A 20,827-nucleotide genomic window follows, 5' to 3' on the forward strand; every position below is an offset into this window, starting at 1 on the left:
TGACATACATGCGCAATAAAAAAACGCAAGTGCTCTCGCACTCGCGCTTTTCTTATAGGAAATATCCGAGTAATACTCCAATCCCCATTAAAAATCCAAAAATTGTATTCGTTTTTGCGGTAGCAATCATTGCAGGTGCCATTTCCATTGGAATGCTCTTTCCGACGAATCCCTTCGCTGCTTTAAACGCTTTTGGAGCGCTTAAAAAGACGACAAGCATCCACGGTGAGGCAATTCCGACAAGAATAAGAGCGATCGTCCATATATAAGAAATGATGAACATAGATGCTAATACGCCGATTGCATTGTTTCGTCCAACTAAAATAGCTAATGTTCTTCTACCGTTTTCTTTGTCGCCATCTAAATCGCGAATATTATTCGCAAGTAAAATGGCCCCGATTAAAATTGCATTTGGAATGGACAGTAATACAACCTCTGATGTTACGATTCCGGTTTGAATAAAGAATGAAATTCCAATAATAATAACACCCATAAATAAACCTGCTGTTAATTCACCAAAAGGTGTATAGGCAATTGGAAGTGGCCCTCCAGTATATAAATAGGCAACAGCCATACAAATAAGGCCAATCGCTGCGAGCCACCAACTAGAGTTCATACAAATGTAAACTCCTAATAAAATCGCAATGCCAAAGAATCCGAACGCTAAGTTCAATACTGTTTTCGGCTGAATGCCATCGCGAACGATTGCACCGCCAATCCCAACAGATCCTTCATGATCGAGTCCTCTTTTGTAATCGAAGTATTCATTAAACATGTTTGTTGCTGCTTGTATGAGAAGGCAAGCAAGAAGCATGATAAGGAAAAGAGGTACATTTATTTTATTAATGCCTTCAACTTGCATCGCATAAGTTGTTCCAATAAAAACAGGAACAAAAGCTGCTGTTAATGTATGAGGACGTAATAAGCTCCACCAAATACGCCAGCCTGTTTGTTTACTTGGCTGCACGGGAGAGGAGTTCGTCTCAACTTTTGTTTCCATATGGAATCCTCCTATCTGTCTATCGGATAAAATAAAATAAGTTCTAACAATGGGTAAAGCCCACAATTAAGTGTAGGAAATGCCTCATATAGTGTCAATGTTTATTTTCTAGGAATGTGCTCGGATTCTCTCAGAAATGCTAAACATTGACACACCTTTCATTTGAGGTGTATCTTAAAATCAAGCGTATTTATGACTATTTTTCGCCCATAGGGGGGAGATTCTGTGATTCAAACGAAACAACATGATGTCAAAGATGTGATTCTGACTGCAATTCAGCGTGCAGCTGAAGAGCAAGTACTCGTTAGTGTTGTAAAGCAAGTGGAATGGATTGATCCACTCCTTTTTTATGCAGCAGGAACACAATTTGGATATAAAGATAGATGTTACTTTGCAGACCCAGCGCAGCATGTTATTTTCGCTGGAGTAGGTTCTGCTTTTACTATAGCAAATTCTTCTGAAAAGCGCTTTCAAAACGCTCGTGAAGAGTGGCAGAAGGTGAAAGGAGAAGCAGTCATTCACCGCGGTGCTTATGAATTTGGAACAGGCCCACTTTTATTTGGTGGTTTTTCTTTTGACCCGCGAAAAGAAAGAACAGATTTATGGAATGCGTTTGACGATACGACGCTGCAATTACCAGCCTTTTTATTAACAGTAAAGAATGAAAAAGCTTGGTTAACAGTAAACCGTTTCGTATCTGGAAATGATTGTGCAAAGCAGATTTACGAGGAATTGCAAAGTGCTGAGAAGCAGTTGTTACAGCAAAGCAAGCATTCTTCCGCAGAAGAACATGTAACCATTCTTTCAAAAGTAGAGATAGAACCGAAACAATGGCTTAAAGCAATTGAACAAGTGCAGGAAGAAATGAAGCGAGGAGCTGTTCAAAAAGTTGTATTAGCTCGGGAAATGCAACTTGTTATGGATAAAGATGTGGATTCGACTTCTGTTTTGGCAGCACTTCGCATGGGACAACCGGATTGTTATGTATTTGCCTTTGATTATAAAGGAACGTGTTTCTTAGGAGCAACGCCAGAGAGGCTTCTTCGTAAAGAGGGAGAAATATATACATCTATGTGTCTTGCCGGTTCGATTGGACGAGGTGCTTCAGAAGAGGAAACGAAAGAGAATGGATATGAACTTTTGAATGATGAAAAAAATTTAGCAGAGCATAGTTATGTAGTAAACATGATTCGCAGTGTGTTAACAAAGCATTGTGAAACCGTTGAAATTCCATATGAACCGAGTTTATTGAAGACGAAAAATTTACTTCATTTATATACATCAGTAGAGGCAAAGGGAAACGGTGATTTGCTGTCGATTGTTGAAGAGCTTCATCCAACACCAGCTCTTGGGGGAACGCCGCGAGAAGAAGCTTTAAAACTGATTCGTGAAGTAGAGCTGTTAGACCGTGGTTTATACGGAGGACCAATTGGCTGGATTGATGAGCAAGGGAACGGTGAGTTTGCGGTAGCACTTCGCTGCGGGTTATTGTCTGGCAAACATGTTTCATTATTTTCCGGCTGCGGTATTGTCATCGATTCGAAGCCGCATTTAGAGTATGAAGAAACAAGATTGAAATTTAAGCCGATGCTTTCTGCTTTGGAGGGACTATCTAGATGAGCAATCATATAGAAGCATTATCATATTACTTAGGCGCGTTTGTTGATGAATTGGCGCGCCTTCATGTAGAGGATATCGTCATTAGCCCTGGTTCGCGGTCAACTCCGCTTGCCTTATTAATGGCGCAGCATGAACAAATTCGCACATATTTACACGTAGATGAAAGATCAGCGGCCTTTTTTGCGCTTGGCATTGCCAAGGCAAAAAAACGTCCTGTTGCCTTGTTATGTACGTCAGGAACAGCGGCAGCAAACTATTATCCCGCTGTATGCGAAGCATTTCATTCGCGGGTGCCACTTCTCGTGTTGACAGCGGATCGTCCGCATGAATTACGAGATATTGGGGCACCGCAAGCGATGAATCAATTTCATTTGTTCGGTTCGTTTGCAAAACAATTTATCGAAATGGCACTTCCAGAAGCAGCAGAACCAATGTATCGGTATGCACGGATGACAGCTGGGCGAGCAGTAGCAGGGGCGTTGCAAACGCCAAAAGGACCTGTTCATGTAAACTTTCCACTTCGTGAGCCGCTAATTCCTGACTTTTCTTTAGAGGAATTATGGGAAAAAGGCCGCGGAGAATACGGAGCAACTGTTCATCAAGGCACAATAGCGGTGACGGATGAATATGCAGCATCTTTACGAGAGCGCCTTTCGCATATGGAAAAGGGGCTTATTATATGTGGAGATGATAGTCATCCGGATATTGCCGAAGCTGTCGTGGCGTTTTCAAAAGCATACGGTTATCCAATTGTTGCAGATCCGCTTTCTGGTCTTCGCAGCGGTCTTCATGATAAAGAGACGATTATCGATTGCTATGATACTTTTTTACGAAATGAAAGGCTTCGTGATAGCTGGAAGCCCGATGTAATTATTCGCTTCGGCGGTATGCCGGTTTCCAAAGCACTTATGCAGTATTTGAAAAAGCAAACGGGAGCACTGCACATTGTCGTTGACGAATCCGGAAACTGGCGAGATCCAGCGCTTATATCCACAGAAGTTGTGTATGCAAATGACGCTGCATTTTGTGAGCAACTTGTAAATGGTACGAAGCAGCAAAGCAAGCGAGAATGGCTCCATATGTGGCAGCATATGAATGCCGTAGTAAAAGAAAAGCTTGCGGATATAAAATCGTATGAGCATGCTTTTGAAGGAAAAGTCATTACAGAACTTGTAGATGTTTTGCCGGAGGAAGCAACTTTATTTGTAAGTAACAGTATGCCAATTCGCGATACAGATACGTTTTTCTTCACAAATGAGAAGAATATTGAAGTAGTAGCTAATCGCGGCGTAAACGGTATTGACGGCATTGTTTCAACAGCGCTTGGCGTAAGTGTAGCTCGCAAGCCGCTCGTATTAGTTGTAGGAGATTTATCATTTTACCATGACTTAAACGGATTATTAGCGGCGAAACTGCATGATTTACATGCGACGATTGTTGTTGTAAATAATGATGGCGGCGGTATTTTCTCATTTTTACCACAGTATGAACAAAAAGAACATTTTGAAGCGCTATTTGGCACGCCGCTCGGACTTGATTATGAACATGTCGTGAAAATGTATAATGGTTCATTCGAGCGTGTCCATACGTGGGAAGCTTTTCGTCACGAGGTGAACAAAGGGACGAGAGAAAAGGGACTACACGTTATTGAAATAAAAACAGATCGTGAAGAAAACTTGCAGCTTCACCGTGACATGATGGCAAAAGCAGCAGTAGTTGTTTCACAAGCATTGCAAGGTGAAGAAAATTGAAAGTACATGTACATGGAGTTTCTTATGAATATGAAGTGATCGGAAGCGGCGAGCCGCTTCTTGTCCTTCATGGCTTCACTGGCAGTATGGAAACGTGGCGTTCGTTTGTTCCGGCGTGGAGCGAGCAGTTTCAAGTTATTTTAGTTGATCTTATCGGGCACGGTAAAACAGACAGTCCAAAAGAAGTTCAGCACTATCATATCGAAACGGTAGCTGCGCATCTCATTGCGGTGCTTGATCATTTACAAATTGAGAAAGCACATTTGTTAGGGTATTCTATGGGGGGACGTCTGGCACTTACGCTTGCTTGTTTATATCCAAAGCGCATCTCGTCGCTTTTATTAGAAAACTGCACAGCAGGACTTGTAACGGAAGAAGAACGTAAAGAGCGCAGACAGAAGGATGAACTGCTTGCAAACAAGATTGAACATGAAGGCGTAGCGGCGTTTGTTGAAAAGTGGGAAAACATTCCGCTCTTTGCTACGCAAAAAAAATTGCCTCTTCATGTACAAGCAAGTGTACGTGAAGAAAGATTAGCGAATCATCCAAGAGGCCTTGCGAATAGCCTGCGAGGTATGGGAACAGGAGCGCAGCCATCTTGGTGGAATGAACTGGAACACTTGCAAATGCCCGTCTTACTCATGAGCGGAGAATATGATGAAAAGTTCTTTCACATTTTAACAACGATGAAAAAACAGATCCCTCATGCTGAATTTGTGCAAATTATTGGATCTGGCCATGCAATTCATGTGGAACAACCGCAAAAGTTTGATACAATAGTAATGGGCTTTTTGCAAAACATAAAAGGAGGTAGAAATACATGACGATTGAATGGGTAAAAGAAGGCAATTACGAAGATATTATTTACTCCACATACAATGGAATCGCAAAGATTTCGATTAACCGTCCTGAAGTACATAATGCATTCCGTCCAAAAACGGTAATGGAGTTAATCGATGCGTTTGCACATGCACGCGATGACCAAAATGTTGGCGTTATTATTTTAACAGGTGAAGGTGGACGTGCATTCTGTTCTGGCGGCGACCAAAAAGTTCGCGGCCATGGTGGATACGTTGGGGAAGATCAAATTCCACGCCTAAACGTATTAGACTTACAACGCTTAATTCGCGCAATTCCAAAACCAGTTATCGCAATGGTAGCAGGTTATGCAATCGGCGGCGGACATGTACTTCACATCGTATGTGATTTAACAATCGCAGCAGAGAACGCAGTATTTGGCCAAACAGGTCCAAAAGTAGGAAGCTTTGACGGAGGATACGGCGCTGGTTATTTAGCTCGTATGGTTGGTCATAAAAAAGCTCGCGAAATTTGGTACCTATGCCGTCAATACAACGCACAAGAAGCGCTTGATATGGGCTTAATTAACACAGTTGTACCATTAGAACAACTAGAAGAAGAAACTGTGAAGTGGGCAGAAGAAATTTTAGCAAACAGCCCAATGGCACTTCGCTTCTTAAAAGCTGCATTTAATGCAGACACAGACGGCCTTGCAGGTATTCAGCAACTAGCTGGCGATGCAACGCTACTATACTACACAACAGACGAAGCAAAAGAAGGCCGCGATGCGTTCAAAGAAAAACGCAGTCCGGACTTTGGACAATTCCCTCGTTTTCCGTGATGAAAGCGGAGCCGACTGTTTAGACCCGTTGGCTAAGGTTCTCTCCCGCAGAAGGCGCTTTTTGTCTTCTCGCGGGGGAGGTTCTTAGACGGAAGGGTCTAGGAGGCGCAGCTGGATAGGATAAAAGCGAAAGTGCTCGCTCAGAATCGCAGGGCGTTGGAGTACCCGACAGAGAGGCGCTTTTTGCCTCGTCCGAGGGTGCGAAACGACTGGAGATTCTAGCCGCTGTAGCTGGATAAGATAAAAACGCAAAAAGAGACTTGATGAATTTTCATTAAGTCTCTTTTTTGCATAGTAGCTACAGTTCCCAAAATCATTTTTTATCCTGCTATTCGTGGGCGGTAAGCTCTACTTTTCAAGCGCTCAATTTAGAGGTGTTGCCCTATTTCTTTATTCACATGTCTAAATGGAAAAAACAACAATATGTGATAAAAATATACAAAAAAGTAAATATCTCTTCTCAAGGTTTTATAATTATTGTTATAATATAATCAATTAATTTCAAAAAATTGCAATAAGTAAAAGGGGTTGTCGTATTGAAAAAGAAGAAGTTATTGTCATTAGTCGTAGCATTTCTTATCTCGTTAACCGCGTTTATGCAACCAATGGTAACTTTAGGTGCTGGTAACGATAATGTAAATGGTTCTAAGATTAATCAAGAGTATGTAATTAAGAACCCAGATGGAACTCCAAAAGTAGAGTTCAAAAGAGATGAACAAGTTACTTATAATATGAACGTAGAAATTAAAGGAGCCCCTAATGCTGGTGTTGCTCTAGACTACAAAGTTAGATTAGAGTTAGCGGATGTTAACGCTCATCTTATTGAGATTCCAAAACATCAAGGTTATATTACTGACGTAAAAGGTTTTGTAAAAAACGGTAAAAGGGTAGCGATTATTTCACTATCAAAAGTACCTAATGATACTAAATTAACGATTCCTGTCAAGTTTAATTTTTTTAACCGTGCACCTATCGGTTATACAGTAAATCTAAGTGCAACATTACAGTCAGACACAGAAGAAAATTTAGCTTTTGCTAATGATATATCGTTTAAGGTTTCTTCTGAACCTGTACCCCCTAAAGTAACAAAAGATGTTGAGGGTAAAGACCATTTAGAAATTGCAAAAGGTAAAGAGTTTAATTACAATTTAAAAACAGTAGTACCAGAAAACTTAGAGGGATATAAGTCTTTAACTCTTTCTGATACATTAGATAGCAATTTAACAATTGTAGGTACAAAAGTACTTGTTGATGGAAAAGAATCAGAATTAAAAGCTAATGTTAATAAACAGTTGGTAACATTAAAATTAACTCGTGAGCAATTAGAAGTTATCAAAGGTAAAGAGATTAAAGTTGTAGTTACATCCAAGATTAACGAAAACGCACCTATTGAAATTATAAGTAGCAAAGCAACTATTCAATTAAACGATAACGCTTCGGCAGATTCTAATGTTGTAACGGTAATCCCTACTAAAGAAGAACCTACTAAAGAAGAACCTAAAAAAGAGGAACCTACTAAAGAAGAACCTGCTAAAGAAGAACCTAAAAAAGAGGAATCTACTAAAGAAGAACCTAAAAAAGAGGAATCTACTAAAGAAGAATCTTCTAAGCAAGAGCCTAAGCAACCACAAAAAGAAATTCCTAAGATGAATCAAACTAATAATTTAACAGTTACTCTTATTGGTACATTGTTAGTATGTGGGGCATTAGTTTCATTCTTTATTGTAAGACGTAGGAAGAATACTTAATATAGTAATAAAGAAACCTTCATGCATAAGTATGAAGGTTTCTTTATTACAGGTGAACTATATTTTAATAGGAGAGTTAATATGAGAAAAAAATTCTTATATGTGTTAATTGGATTAATCTTTGTAACTGGTATTGGTTTGATTGTGTACCAACCTCTTTTTAATTATTATGTAATCCCTAAACAACTAGAAAAATCGTATGAAGAAAACTATAACAAAATAACTACAAATGAGATAAAAGAGAACTTAGACAGTTCAAGTAAAAAGGTAAATGCTTTTGATTACGATAGTGTACAAAGCGTAGACGAGTTGGATTTTAATTCTGTAAAAAGTAAATTAGATACAAATCTGATTATCGGGTTGATTTACATTCCGAATGTACATATTAAACTCCCCATTTTATACGGTACAAATTATGAGACAATGATGCTAGGTGCAGGTACTTTAAAACCAAATATGACAATGGGTGTGGGAAACTATGTACTTGGTAGTCATAGTATGAGAAATAAAGAGTTATTATTTACACCTACAAGAAATATGGATAAAGGAGATTTAATATATGTAACAGATAAGGAGTATGTATATACGTATAAAACAACTTCAAAAGATGTTATTTCTCCAAAAGAAACACATGTAATGGATGATAAGAATGGGCTAAATGAAGTAACGTTGATAAGTTGTTATGACGATAAAGGGGAAACAAGATTAGTAGTAAAAGGGGTATTAGAATCAAAGAAAAAGCTAGAAGAGGTAGATGGGAAAGTTAGGTCTCAACTAACAAGTTATTGAGAGTTTCAATAATTTAGTTATGTTTTGCTATAGTTCTCAATATAATTTTCACTTATCGGAAACTGAGCAAGAAAAATCTATCTTCAAAGCGTGTAAGACAAGGTGGGGATAAATTGCCGTTATATCCGTAAAAATATTTTTAAATAAATACGAATATATGTTCTGTTCCTGGTGTTTTATGGTATAATAAAGGAAAGGAGGAGGTGGAAATTAAATCTAAAAAAGGAATATGTAACCTAATTAATTAAGATCAAGAAAGGTTATAAGTTATACCCTTACTTCCTAGAAATGTGTTAAAACGCAAAAAATCTCTACAATACAACAAACTTCTATATTTGCTAGTTATATACGGCCATGCGTACTGAAAAACTATTGCAACCACTTCAACAAGAAATTCTCCATACATTACAAGTATATATAGAAGTCATGAATGAAAATCAACTTCGTATGTATCAAAAACGTGTGCAAGGCAGAAAGAAATCAAGTGCAATCTGTTTACGTTACCGATAAAAGAGAAGTCATCTTTATCCTATAATTTCCTGATTGTTTGTTTAAAATAATGAAGTAACAAGATTATATAAACCTACTATTATTTATGCTCAGTATCTCTTGAAGAAGATACATAATCCCTCCTGCTGGGGGATAAGGGGCATGGGGTCCCATAATTATAAAAGAATTTTACCAATATTTGATATTTTGTATACAAAAAGGGTTTTATACTTTTGTGACTATTGTTATAATAGTATTAGTAAAATTATAGTTGATTTTACAATTTTCATAAATTGATAGGAGGAATATAAATGGCTGGACAAATTCGTATGAGCCCAGAGGAGCTGAAATCAAAAGCAGCTCGTTATGGTAATGGTGGTAATCAAATTGAGGACATTCTAAATGATTTAACACGCTTACAAAGCGACTTACGCGGAGAATGGGAAGGTCGTGCATTTGAAGGCTTTGACCGACAATTTATCGACTTAGCACCAAAGGTAAAAAACTTTGCCCAATTACTACATGACATCGAAAGACAATTGAAAGATACAGCAGATGCTGTGGCTCGACATGATGAAGATTTATCTCGTAATTTTGGACTTAGCTAATTACGGTGATGTTAGTAGATTAGGGGATTTTTCATGCTTTACATATTAACGAGCGCGAGTTAATTCTCCTAGTAGTGAGCCACGCAGCAAGTGCTGCGTGGCTTGCTTTTTTGGATTTATTTGTAAAACAAAGGTATGTACCACAGTTTTTCTTAGGATTATATTAAGAAATAAATATAAATGCTTAGTAAAAAAGTATAAGGTAGCTTGAAGTTTGTCTGCATTTATCTCGCTATTTGTGGACAATAAGCCTCCTATTAATAAAAGTTTTACCTTATCGTGGGCATGAAAAGAGTGACCACTAGAAGTAAACGAATAACAGTACACAGACAAAGAGTTTTACTAGCAGGAGTGGTGATGTGTGAAAAAAATAAAATGGAGCGTAGTATTTTTTATTATACTGACGCTTGCGTTGTCTGCCGGAACCTCCTTTCTAGCACTGAATCAAGTGAAGAAAGGAAAGGATAATAAAGACACGCAAAAAATGACGGTTGCGCTAGTTAACGAAGATCAAGGTGCAAACCTGGGTGGCAAAAAGATTGAATTTGGTAATGAGTTTATTACGAGTGTTGAAAAAGATACTACCCATGATTGGTATGTAGTTAGCCGCGGGGTAGCGGAGAGCGGACTAGCACGTAACGTTTATAATATGATGATCGTTATTCCGAACGATTTCTCACAAAGAGCATTATCAATTGAGTCGAATGCACCGGAAAAAGTGACGCTTAACTACAAAGTGAATGCAACTGGTAATAATGATGTGAAAGCAGAAGCGGAAAAAACAGCAAGTTCAATTCTTGAAGATTTTAACCGCCGAATTATCGATGTTTATTTCGCTAGTATTATTGGAAACTTGCAAAACGCACAGGATAACATTACAACTCTTGTAAAAAAAGAACAAACTTACAGCAATATGTACAATGATGAGGTTCAGAGCCCACTAGCTGGTTACACACAGCAGTTTAAAAGTGTGCAAGATCAAACAGGTGTATCGAAAGGCAGTTTTAAAGGGTTACAAGAGATTTTAAACGGGTTTGGCAACAATTTAAATGAGGGTATGAAATCCAATCAAACATATCAGACAACCTTTGGTGATTTCAATAAAACGAAGGAAGCGAATGGCCTTGTCTTAAAGGACTTCGCGACGCAGCTGGCTCAGTTTGACCAAGGGATGAATACGACAGATATACTGCAGCGACTTACTAATTTAGAATTAGTGAATAAAGAAATCTATGATCAATTTCAGTTGAAGGAAGATAAGCCTACTATTTTATCGGATTCAGATGCTATTAAAAAGTATTTTGAGGATAACAGTAAAAAAGTTCGTGATTATAGCACAGAGTTGGACAATAAATTGGGGACAGACCTAGAGACAGCAATAACCGAAAAGCTGAAGAAGGACATTCCAGATTACTCTGAAGGTAATTTTTTTAGTAAACCCGATGAGCATATGAATAAAAAAATCCAAGAGCTTATTGATGGGTTGCCATCGCTAGAGGAAAATGATATTCGAAATATCGGTTTATCAGATGGGACTAAAAAAGAATTGGAAAATGTTATTGCTATTACGAAGAAATATAATTCGGAAAAACCTTATACACCTAACCGAAGTGAGAATAGCATTCCGCTTACGAAAATGGTAAAAGATGTGAAGGATAATCTGGCAAGTAATGGTATTGACGTAACGGATAAAGCAGTACTACCAGCTATGAAAAAATCAGGACAATATATCACATTAAATGTACCAGACGATTATGAAGTGAAAAGTGTGAAACTGACTATTGGAGAAGAAAAAGATTATACTCAGGAGTACCTTGAAAATAAAAAAATTGTTTTACCAGCTACAGAAAAAAGTGATTTTGTGATCAATGTGACATTACGGTTAAAAGACGCTAACAGTGATATTTCTATCTTTGAACCTGTAACTTGGAGTTGGAATTTGACACAAGAGGATACGGATAATGTCCTAACTCAATTACCACCTGTCATAAAACCAACACCATCTGAACCGCCTATATTAAGTCAATCACGTGCAATCGCTAATCCGAATTCCTTGAATAAGGTAGAGAAAAGTGATAGCCAGACAGGGGGGAATGACAGTCAAACGCAAAATGGTACTAGTCAGCCAGGAAAAAATAACGGCGAGACACAAATAGAACCGCCTCCCACACAAGATAAAAAAACGGGTACAGAAGATGAATGGAAACCTGTAAATAATAATTACATCACCCACCAAGTTATGTCACCGTTAGATCAGAATGCTACTAATAAACTTATACAAGCAGTTGAAGAGACGGTTAAAAATTATCAAAAACTATCCAGCTTGTATAACTTGTATTACGGTATTGATGCATCAGGTGATTTACGAGAGGATTTTAGTCAAAAAAAACTTACGGATATAGCTAGTGAAGAACATCAAAATCCAGAAACATATCCATATCCATTATACTACCTGTTCCACAAAGGTGATGCAATTAACTTACTAGCAGAATATGTTGCTAAGCAAACGACAGAAAAAATAGGTGAACAAAAAACAGATTTGAAAACCAAAGTAGATGCTTACAGTCAATTGGTTGAGAAAGCAGGTGAAAAATCTCAAGACTTAACAAATGCAATTGAGCAGACAACTAAGCAAGCGAGTGTAATAAATACAGATCTTACGCAGACTCTAAAAGATTTAGTAACATGGCGTGAAACAAGCCGTAAGCTAATTGAACAGCAAGGAAAAGTTGTGACAAATAGCGATGGTGAGCAAACGGCAACGCTTGCGTTAGACGGGGCATTCAAGTCTATTTTTGCACAAAGTCAAACACTGGCGGATCAATCGAAGGGTAACTTAATATCAGCTGACGATGTGTATAAAACGTTTGATAATATCGATAACCAAGCGAAGGCAATTCAAGATAGTGGAAATACATTAGTGAAGCAGGCGACAGGGCTTTCGATCGATTTTAGTAAGAAAGTGCTTGACGATAAAGATTTCTTGAAAAACTTCACAAAGGTTCTAGCGAATAGCCGTGTTGGCGAGCGACAAAATGAAAACTTATATAGCTTCCTTGCAAATCCAGTGCAAACAAAAAATGATGGTGTTGTTGTAGCCGCAGATACGTTTACACCATATTTATTAGTACTAATTTGCTTCATTGTTTCTCTATTTACAGCTTATGTCATTTCAAATCAAGAACGAAAGCGCATAGAAGAAAGCGCTTTTGAGGAAGAGTTGTCATTGGTATTGAAAAACGTGCCAACTACGACTGTTCAAGTTGGTATTGGAATTGTGGAAGGGATTCTAATTGGCGGCATTTCAGGCTATTTATTGAAAATTGGTCATGCGAAATTCTTAGTATGGATCAGCATTTTTACCATCACTATGTTAGTGTTGGTTCTCATTTCAGGCTACTTATTACGCCAAATGAAAATGATCGGAATGTTCATTCTACTAGCTACATTTAGCCTGTATCTGTTCCTGACAGATGCAGTTGGATTGAACCTTGATAAAATGTCGACTGCTGCTAAAATACGTGAATTTTCACCGCTCCAATATATTGAGAGTATGCTTACTGGTTTCGCAAACGACCGAGCAGATTGGCTGACTATTATGTATGGCTTAATTGCATTTGCTGTTATTGGCCTTGTGGCAAACTTGCTTGTCGTACACAAATACCGGAAAGAAGAAGGGGATGGACATGAAGCTGATTCTCATGCGGGCTAGTTTCATTACCGCTTTTTTGTTGCTTATTCTTACACCGGTGTCCATTCACGCTGAGACGGATAGCTATCTTGAACATAACGGGAAGATGGATTTGAAAACGGATCGTGTTGAACAGACGAACCAGGAAAAAATTGAAAAGGAACAAAAGGAAAACCAAGAAACTGAACTCGATAAATATGCACCAGACTTGTTTAAAGAACAAACAAAAGATGCAATTAAAGAGAAGCAAAAAGACATAGAGGGCATCGCGAAAGAATTAAATGACTCATTATTTGTGACATCAAACAAGAAGGATACAACTGTGAAGGACAGACAGAACAGCTTGTTTGCGCAAAATTATACGGTTAGCACAGCTGTTAACGCTAGCCAAAATACGAATCAACAAGAAACGGATCCTATTAGTAAGCAAATGATAGGAATCCTAGCTGCTGTGGTATTAGCAATTTGCTGTGGCATTTATGTTGTAATACGGAAAATTTGGCGATAAGGGAGAAGAACGTATGGCAGGACAAACACATATTAATGTCACCATTGACTTTAATAAAGGGGATGGCAGATTATACGATCTGCGCATCCCTACCCATCAGCCCATCAAGCAGCTGCTTATGAATATTGCTGAGGCGCTGAAGCTTGATGTGATGGAAGTTTCGCGCTGCGCTGTTAAGGTTGTTAATAAAGAACTGTTATTAACTGATGATGATCGGTTGGGTGATTATCAAGTAACGGACGGGGATATATTGAAAGTTTTATAGAAACATAAGTGATTGATAAAAAAACCTTTCTTTTAGGTGGACAAGAGCAACTGACCGTGTGTTGGAGCGGTCAGTGCCTGTTTTTGCCACGTGCGGTGTTTGAAACAAAGGTAGAGGGCAAGAGTAGGACATTTCTACATAGCAGTGACTTATATGTGGGAAAATCAAAATGGATTTATATAGAAAAGAACATGACAAAGAGGAGTAAAGGACTATGACAGAAAGAACGATTCAGCTAGATTCGATGAATTATCTGTTTGAAACGACTGAGCATGTACGGAAATTGAAGTTATCAAAATCGCAGACGCGTGTGAAGGATATACGGCAATTGGAGTTAATTACGGAGAAATCTAATTTCTTTGTACCGGCTACAGTAGAAGATCATGAAGATATGTTTACATTTGAGTTCAACGTTAAGGAACAAACAAGAGAATGGCAAGATGTACAAAAACTAGGTAAAAACGATAAACTGCGACTATTGCTTAACGTTGCCCGCTTTCAAGAGTGTTTACAAACTCGAAAAACTTTCTTTCTTCATCCAGACAATATCGTATTCGATGACAATTATATGCCATATCTTGTTTATCGTGGTATTCGTGATATCGTACCACCATATCGCTTAGATGATGCAAAATTTTTACGCCAGTATAAATGTTTAGTTGTTGCGCTATTCTCGAAGAAATATAGTTTTGATGAGTTGTATTCTGGTTCATTGGAAAATGCGAAGGATACAGCGTTTGATCGTAGTGTTGTTGATGTTAGTACATTTGATGACCTTGTAAAGTTGTTAAATGATCAGTACAGAAGAGAACAAACGACTACAGAGAAAAATATGCAACTTGTGCCGAAAAAACGATTCCGTTTATTTAAACGATTATCTATTTCGATGATTGTTGCTTCTGTTGTTCTTGCTGTACCGCTTGGCTATTTCAGCTTTGTAAAAATGCCGTATCAAAATAAATTGTTAGAAGCAGATAAAAATTTCTTAGCGACAGACTACGATAAAGTAATTAGCACTTTAAAGGAACAAGATCCTGAGAAATTACCAGATGCCTCTAAATATGTTTTAGCTTCTTCATACGTGAAAGCAGAAAAATTAACAGATGATCAAAAAGCAGCAATTATGAAGAATGTGAGTCTAAAAAGTGATAAAAGTTATTTACTATATTGGATCTACAACGGGCGCGGAGATTTCTCTAAATCTTTAGATCTTGCGAAATATATAGATGACCCGCAATTGATTATGTACGGGTTAATTAAACAAATCGAACAAGTGAAAAACAATCCGAAATTAACTGGTTCGGCGCGTGAAGAAAAAGTACAAAAATATCAAAAAGAGTTGGAAGATTACCAAAAGAAATACAATACGGATTCCTCAGGTGACTTATCAAATAAAAATCCATCAGGAAATAAAGCAAACTAAACATCATACGAAATAAAAATAAAAGAAACGGGAGATAGAGATGGTACAACTACTAACAATTAGTTACGGCAATCAACTGCATAAATGTCATCTTAATCCGAAAAAACGTGAATTAGTCACAATCGGAAATGAATGGTCCGATACCGTTACTTACACGGACTTAGAAACGCGTGTAGTGGTGAAATGGGATGGCGAAGTATGGAATCTTGAGAATGAAGCCTTACATGTAAATGAACATGTGACAGTAGATATCACTAATGAAAAACAAATGCACTTTTACTTGACGGATGCAGAAGAAGAGTATGTGTATGATACAGCGTCCAAATATAGTATTTCGTTTGGCGCAACGGATCGCGATGACGTAATAATCAAGAACATGAAAGCTAGCTTGCTGTTCATCCGTGAAACATTAGGGGATTGTTTTAAAGTCATTGTGAATGACGGCTATGTATATCACAACTTTTTCCGTATGACTGGTGAGGAAATGCTTGAACCAGGTGACCAGCTTTATTTTGACGGTGTAACAATTAAAGTTGGAAAAGAAGATATTCAAATATTGGCTTCATCTAATCGCATTACAACAAAATTAACACCTTTAATCGAAGCTGATAATGATTTTGGGGAAGAATATCCAAATTATCATCGTTCCCCGCGGATTATTTACCGTGAGCCAGAGGAAAAGCTAACGATTGGAAAACCATCTCATTTGCCGTCAAAACCAAGTGAACAACTGGCGCAGATGATCGTGCCGCCGATTGTGATGATTGTGTTGACTGTAGTCATTGCAATTTTTCAGCCGCGCGGAATTTTTATTCTCGCTTCACTAGGGATGACAGTGGTAACGGTAATTATTTCATTAACCACGTATTTAAAGAATTTAAAGAAATACAGAATTGAGACGAAAGAGCGGAACGAAAGTTATCAAAATTATTTGAAGCAGAAAACACAAGAATTGTATGCTGCAAGTGAAGAACAAAGGCACGCTCTGGATTATCACTATCCAAACATTGAACAAATTCGTGATATGGCAGTAAGAGTAGATTCTCAAGTCTATGAAAAAACAATGTTACACCATGACTTCTTAACATATCGCGTTGGACTCGGGCGTGTTGATTCTAGTTTTGAGATTAAGTTTAGCGAAGAAGAGTTTACGCAAAACAAAGATGAATTAGTAGAAGCTGCAAAAGACCTACGTTCGCAATATGAGGGTTTAAAGAATGTACCGGTTGTGACCGACTTAGTAAACGGCCCAGTAGGTTATATTGGACAACGAAAGTTAGTAATCGAACAGCTGCAAATGCTCGTTATGCAGACAGCACTGTTTCATAGTTATTATGACCTACAATTCATTACGATTTTCCCAGAAGAAGAAAAAGTAAGCTGGGATTGGATGCGTTGGTTACCGCATGCGAGTTTACGAGATATTAATGTTCGCGGGTTCGTTTATCATGACCGAAGCCGAGATCAAGTATTGAACAGTTTGTATCAAATTTTGAAAGAACGTAAGTTAGCTGTGGAAGAGAAAGGCAACTCCAAAGAAAAAGTGTATTTTGCACCTCATTACGTTGTATTGATTACAGATGAAAAACTAATTTTAGATCATAGTGTAATGGAATTCTTTAATGAAGACCCAAGCGAACTTGGTGTATCTCTCATCTTTGTAGAAGATGTGATGCAAAGTTTACCAGAACACGTAAAAACAGTTATAGATATTCGCGATGCGAAAAACGGGAACATCATGTTAGAAAAAGGGGAATTAGTAAATCGCCACTTTACGCTTGATCACTTCCCAGATGGCTTCAACAAAGAAGATATCTCTCGTGCATTAGCACCGCTGAATCACTTACAAAACTTAAGAAACAGTATTCCAGAAAGTGTTACATTCCTTGAAATGTACGGTGTTGAAAAAGTTCACGAACTAAACATTAAGGGACGCTGGGCGAAAAACGAAACCTTTAAGAGCTTAGCTGTACCGCTCGGCTTACGTGGTAAAGATGACATCGTCAACTTGAACTTACATGAAAAAGCGCACGGACCACACGGATTAGTCGCAGGTACAACAGGATCTGGTAAATCAGAAATTATTCAATCGTACATCTTATCCCTTGCGGTGAACTTCCATCCGTATGAAGTAGCATTCCTACTGATTGACTATAAGGGCGGGGGAATGGCGAACTTATTTAAGGACCTACCGCATTTATTAGGAACAATTACGAACTTAGACGGCGCCCAAAGTATGCGTGCCCTTGCATCGATTAAAGCAGAATTACAAAAACGTCAACGCTTATTTGGCGAACATGATGTAAACCATATTAACCAATATCAAAAACTATACAAACAGGGCAAAGTGAAAGAAGCAATGCCGCATCTATTCTTAATTTCGGATGAATTCGCCGAATTAAAAGCAGAGCAACCTGACTTTATGAAAGAATTAGTATCAACAGCACGTATCGGTCGTTCCCTAGGAATTCACTTAATCCTAGCAACGCAAAAACCGAGCGGGGTCGTAAATGATCAAATTTGGAGTAACTCTAAATTCAAATTAGCACTAAAAGTACAAAACGCATCTGACAGTAATGAAATCTTAAAAACGCCAGACGCTGCAGAAATTACACTGCCAGGCCGAGCGTACTTACAAGTCGGAAATAACGAAATTTATGAACTGTTCCAAAGTGCATGGAGCGGGGCGGATTATATTGAAGACAAAGATGATCAAGAACAGCTAGATACGACTGTTTATGCGATCAATGAGCTTGGACAGTATGAGATTTTGAGTGAGGACTTGAGTGGACTCGGAGATAAAACAGAAATCACAACTGTACCAACTGAACTTGATGCGGTTATCAATTACATTCATGATTACACAGAAGAAAACCGAATCGAAGCACTACCAAGACCGTGGTTACCACCGCTTCCAGAGAAAATATTCCTGCAAGACTTACATCCAGTAAACTTTAAGGAAGCATGGTCAGGTGAAAAGAAACCATTACAAGCAACAGTTGGTTTACTAGACCAGCCTGAATTACAAGCGCAAACACCGCTTACATTAGACATAAGTAAAGACGGTCACGTTGCAGTTTACTCAAGTCCAGGATACGGAAAATCAACTTTCTTACAAACAGTCGTTATGGATGCGGTGCGTCAGCATAGTCCGGAGCATTTGCATGTGTACTTGCTTGATTTTGGAACAAATGGATTAATGCCATTAAAAACACTACCGCACGTAGCAGATATCATAACGCTAGACCAAGCAGAAAAATGCGAGAAATTTATCCGTCGTATAGAAGAAACGCTTAAGGAAAGAAAGCGACTGTTAAGTAAATATGGCGTTGCTAATCTTGAAATGTATGAACGAGCTAGTGGTGAAACATTGCCAACAATACTCATTACATTAGATAATTATGATGGAGTTAAAGAGGCCGCATTTGTTGATAACTTTGAACGCCTGATTGCACAAATTGTTCGTGAAGGCGCCGCAGTAGGAATTCATTTACTATTATCGGCTATGCGTCAAAATGCATTGAGAATACAGGTGAATACGAATATTAAGGTGCAAATTGCTCTCTACATGATCGATGACACAGAACCTAGAGCAATTGTAGGGCGTACTGATTTGAAAATTGAAGAATTAGCTGGGCGCGGTTTAGTAAAAATCGAAGACCCAACAGTGTTCCAAACTTGTATGCCAACAGAAGGAGAGGATGTGCTCGGTGTAATTGAGCATATACAAGCTGAAGGGCGAGATATGAACGAGTTTTGGACTGGTCCAAAACCAAAAGCTATTCCGATGGTACCAGAGATCTTGGAATATAAAGAATTTATTGCATGGCCAGAAACGAGAAAAATTATGGAAGCTCGTAAACTATCCTTTGGGGTTGAAACTGAGAATGTCACACCAATGAAATTAGATTTAGTAGAAGCTTCAAACCTTGTTGTAGCAGGAATAAAAAAAGACCAAATTGAAAATATGATTTATCAATTTACTCACCAATTACTTGAAAGTCAGGGATTTGATGTAGGTCTTGTAGATTCAAGAGCACAAACATTCTCAAACTTTAAGGGCAAAACAGCCTTATATGTAGCTGACAAAGCAGGAATAGAAAAAACGATTCAGCAAATCGAAGGTGCTTATAGATCAAGGGAAGCTGCATTTAAAGAAGAGCAAGAAGCTTCAAATGACACGATAAATCCAGCAGACTATGTTAAAAAGTTCAAGCCAATTGTTATCGTCATCGCAGACTTAAATGATGTTGTTAGTAGTGTAGAAGATAGTGAAACATATCGCTTAGCAGAATTGATTACGAATGGTGCATATATGGGAATCCATTTTGTCATTGGTTGTGATGTCGATGCGATTGATAGCCGCTACGATTCAGCTTCAAAAGCAGTCAAAACACAATCGCACATTATTTTGTTAAGAAAATCATCTGGACAAATGGCGTTTGATGTATCCAATAAGGATTCAAGTAGTACGAAGTTAAATCCTTTTGAAGGATACTTTATAAAAGATAGATATGCGACAAAAATTAAGGTACCAACTATTCAGGGGGGATATTAATGGAATTATCGCAACTTGATAGTCAGAAAGCAAATTTACTTAGTAGCATTAGTCAGCAGCAGAGCCATTTAGCGGCTCTGCAGCTAAAAAAACAACGATTAGTACAAGCAAAAGGACAATTTGGAAATAATATTGAATCCATTCGGCAAAACGAGCAACAATTTAAATCACTAGAAATTAATGATGGTATGTGGAAAGGACAAAGAGCAACTACTTTCAAGTCCACCTATCAAGAACAAGTCCTCTCTAATTTAGGAAGATTTATAAGCGAGTTAGATAGAGTAAAAGAAGATATTGAACATGAGATTCAAAAAATTGATGGACAAATTTCTTCATGTGAATCAGCGATTTCTTCATTAAATAAAAGTGTTTCAATTGTGAACGATAATATTCAAGTTGAAAAACAGAAGAAGGAGAATGGATAATGGGCGAAATTAAGTTAAATAAGGCCGTCTTTGATTCGAAAGTAAGTGAACTAAAAAGTGGTGCGAGTGATGTAGGGAAAACAAAGTTTAATGATATGAAGTTGAATCGTACCAACTTGGATAGATTAACTAAATATTGTGAAGAGATAGAACGGTTATCTAAAAAGGTGCAGGAGTATGAACAAGTGCTACAAAATGATATTAATAGAATTCAACAAACTGGGGAAAAAATTGTTGAACAAGATGAACAATTTGAAAAACAAATGAGCATCAATTCAGTCTATCTTAATAGGTAATAGTAAAATAGGGGGGG

At 38.0% G+C, this 20,827-nt stretch carries 16 protein-coding genes; 15 read left to right on the plus strand and 1 reads right to left on the minus strand.

The window, feature by feature from the left end:
- Positions 1–52 precede the first annotated feature (52 nt).
- Positions 53–1,000, minus strand: a complete 948-nt coding sequence (locus tag BR72_RS09910; protein ID WP_035432512.1) for a 1,4-dihydroxy-2-naphthoate polyprenyltransferase — start codon at positions 998–1,000, stop codon at positions 53–55.
- Between the two features lie 225 nt (positions 1,001–1,225).
- Here BR72_RS09910 and BR72_RS09915 point away from each other — a divergent pair, with 225 nt between their 5' ends.
- The 15 genes from BR72_RS09915 to BR72_RS09990 all read left to right on the plus strand — a co-directional run bounded on the left by BR72_RS09915 (position 1,226) and on the right by BR72_RS09990 (position 20,810).
- Entirely contained in the window at positions 1,226–2,620 is a 1,395-nt protein-coding gene (locus BR72_RS09915) for an isochorismate synthase (protein ID WP_035432514.1), read from the plus strand.
- Entirely contained in the window at positions 2,617–4,371 is a 1,755-nt protein-coding gene (gene menD, locus BR72_RS09920) for a 2-succinyl-5-enolpyruvyl-6-hydroxy-3-cyclohexene-1-carboxylic-acid synthase (protein WP_035432516.1), read from the plus strand. Before BR72_RS09915 ends, menD begins: the two co-directional genes overlap by 4 nt.
- Positions 4,368–5,195, plus strand: coding sequence for a 2-succinyl-6-hydroxy-2,4-cyclohexadiene-1-carboxylate synthase (gene menH, locus BR72_RS09925; RefSeq protein ID WP_035432518.1), 828 nt, complete (start codon positions 4,368–4,370; stop codon positions 5,193–5,195). Before menD ends, menH begins: the two co-directional genes overlap by 4 nt.
- Positions 5,192–6,010, plus strand: coding sequence for a 1,4-dihydroxy-2-naphthoyl-CoA synthase (gene menB, locus BR72_RS09930; protein ID WP_035432520.1), 819 nt, complete (start codon positions 5,192–5,194; stop codon positions 6,008–6,010). The genes menH and menB overlap by 4 nt, the downstream gene beginning before the upstream one ends.
- 536 nt (positions 6,011–6,546) lie before the next feature.
- Positions 6,547–7,758 (plus strand): isopeptide-forming domain-containing fimbrial protein, encoded by a 1,212-nt coding sequence (locus BR72_RS24945; RefSeq protein WP_051957282.1) that lies wholly within the window; start codon positions 6,547–6,549, stop codon positions 7,756–7,758.
- Between the two features lie 81 nt (positions 7,759–7,839).
- Positions 7,840–8,547: a class A sortase gene (locus tag BR72_RS24950; protein ID WP_051957283.1), complete on the plus strand. Its 708-nt coding sequence runs from the start codon at positions 7,840–7,842 to the stop codon at positions 8,545–8,547.
- A 354-nt stretch (positions 8,548–8,901) separates the two neighbouring features.
- Positions 8,902–9,057, plus strand: a complete 156-nt coding sequence (locus BR72_RS26375) for a hypothetical protein (protein WP_156107930.1) — start codon at positions 8,902–8,904, stop codon at positions 9,055–9,057.
- A gap of 290 nt (positions 9,058–9,347) precedes the next feature.
- A complete protein-coding gene (locus BR72_RS09945; protein WP_035432522.1) occupies positions 9,348–9,644 on the plus strand; it encodes a WXG100 family type VII secretion target in 297 nt (98 codons plus the stop codon).
- Between the two features lie 361 nt (positions 9,645–10,005).
- On the plus strand, positions 10,006–13,356 hold the full coding sequence (gene esaA / locus BR72_RS25525; RefSeq protein WP_035432526.1) for a type VII secretion protein EsaA: 3,351 nt from the start codon (positions 10,006–10,008) through the stop codon (positions 13,354–13,356).
- Positions 13,331–13,843: a type VII secretion protein EssA gene (essA, locus tag BR72_RS09960; protein ID WP_035432528.1), complete on the plus strand. Its 513-nt coding sequence runs from the start codon at positions 13,331–13,333 to the stop codon at positions 13,841–13,843. The genes esaA and essA overlap by 26 nt, the downstream gene beginning before the upstream one ends.
- A 13-nt stretch (positions 13,844–13,856) precedes the next feature.
- Complete coding sequence (locus tag BR72_RS09965; RefSeq protein ID WP_035432530.1) at positions 13,857–14,108, plus strand: EsaB/YukD family protein; 252 nt, start codon at positions 13,857–13,859, stop codon at positions 14,106–14,108.
- Positions 14,109–14,322: 214 nt separating this feature from the next.
- A complete protein-coding gene (gene essB / locus BR72_RS09975; protein WP_035432533.1) occupies positions 14,323–15,531 on the plus strand; it encodes a type VII secretion protein EssB in 1,209 nt (402 codons plus the stop codon).
- Positions 15,532–15,571: 40 nt separating this feature from the next.
- The gene (gene essC / locus BR72_RS09980; RefSeq protein WP_035432536.1) at positions 15,572–20,089 is read left to right on the plus strand and encodes a type VII secretion protein EssC; all 4,518 of its coding nucleotides are present in this window, start codon (positions 15,572–15,574) and stop codon (positions 20,087–20,089) included.
- Positions 20,089–20,514, plus strand: a complete 426-nt coding sequence (locus tag BR72_RS09985) for a YwqH-like family protein (protein ID WP_035432538.1) — start codon at positions 20,089–20,091, stop codon at positions 20,512–20,514. Before essC ends, BR72_RS09985 begins: the two co-directional genes overlap by 1 nt.
- Positions 20,514–20,810, plus strand: coding sequence for a TIGR04197 family type VII secretion effector (locus tag BR72_RS09990; RefSeq protein ID WP_035432540.1), 297 nt, complete (start codon positions 20,514–20,516; stop codon positions 20,808–20,810). Before BR72_RS09985 ends, BR72_RS09990 begins: the two co-directional genes overlap by 1 nt.
- The last annotated feature ends 17 nt before the right edge of the window (positions 20,811–20,827 follow it).

The organism is Bacillus sp. UNC322MFChir4.1 (genome assembly GCF_000746135.1).
In the GTDB taxonomy this organism is placed as follows: Bacteria; Bacillota; Bacilli; order Bacillales; family Bacillaceae_G; genus Bacillus_A.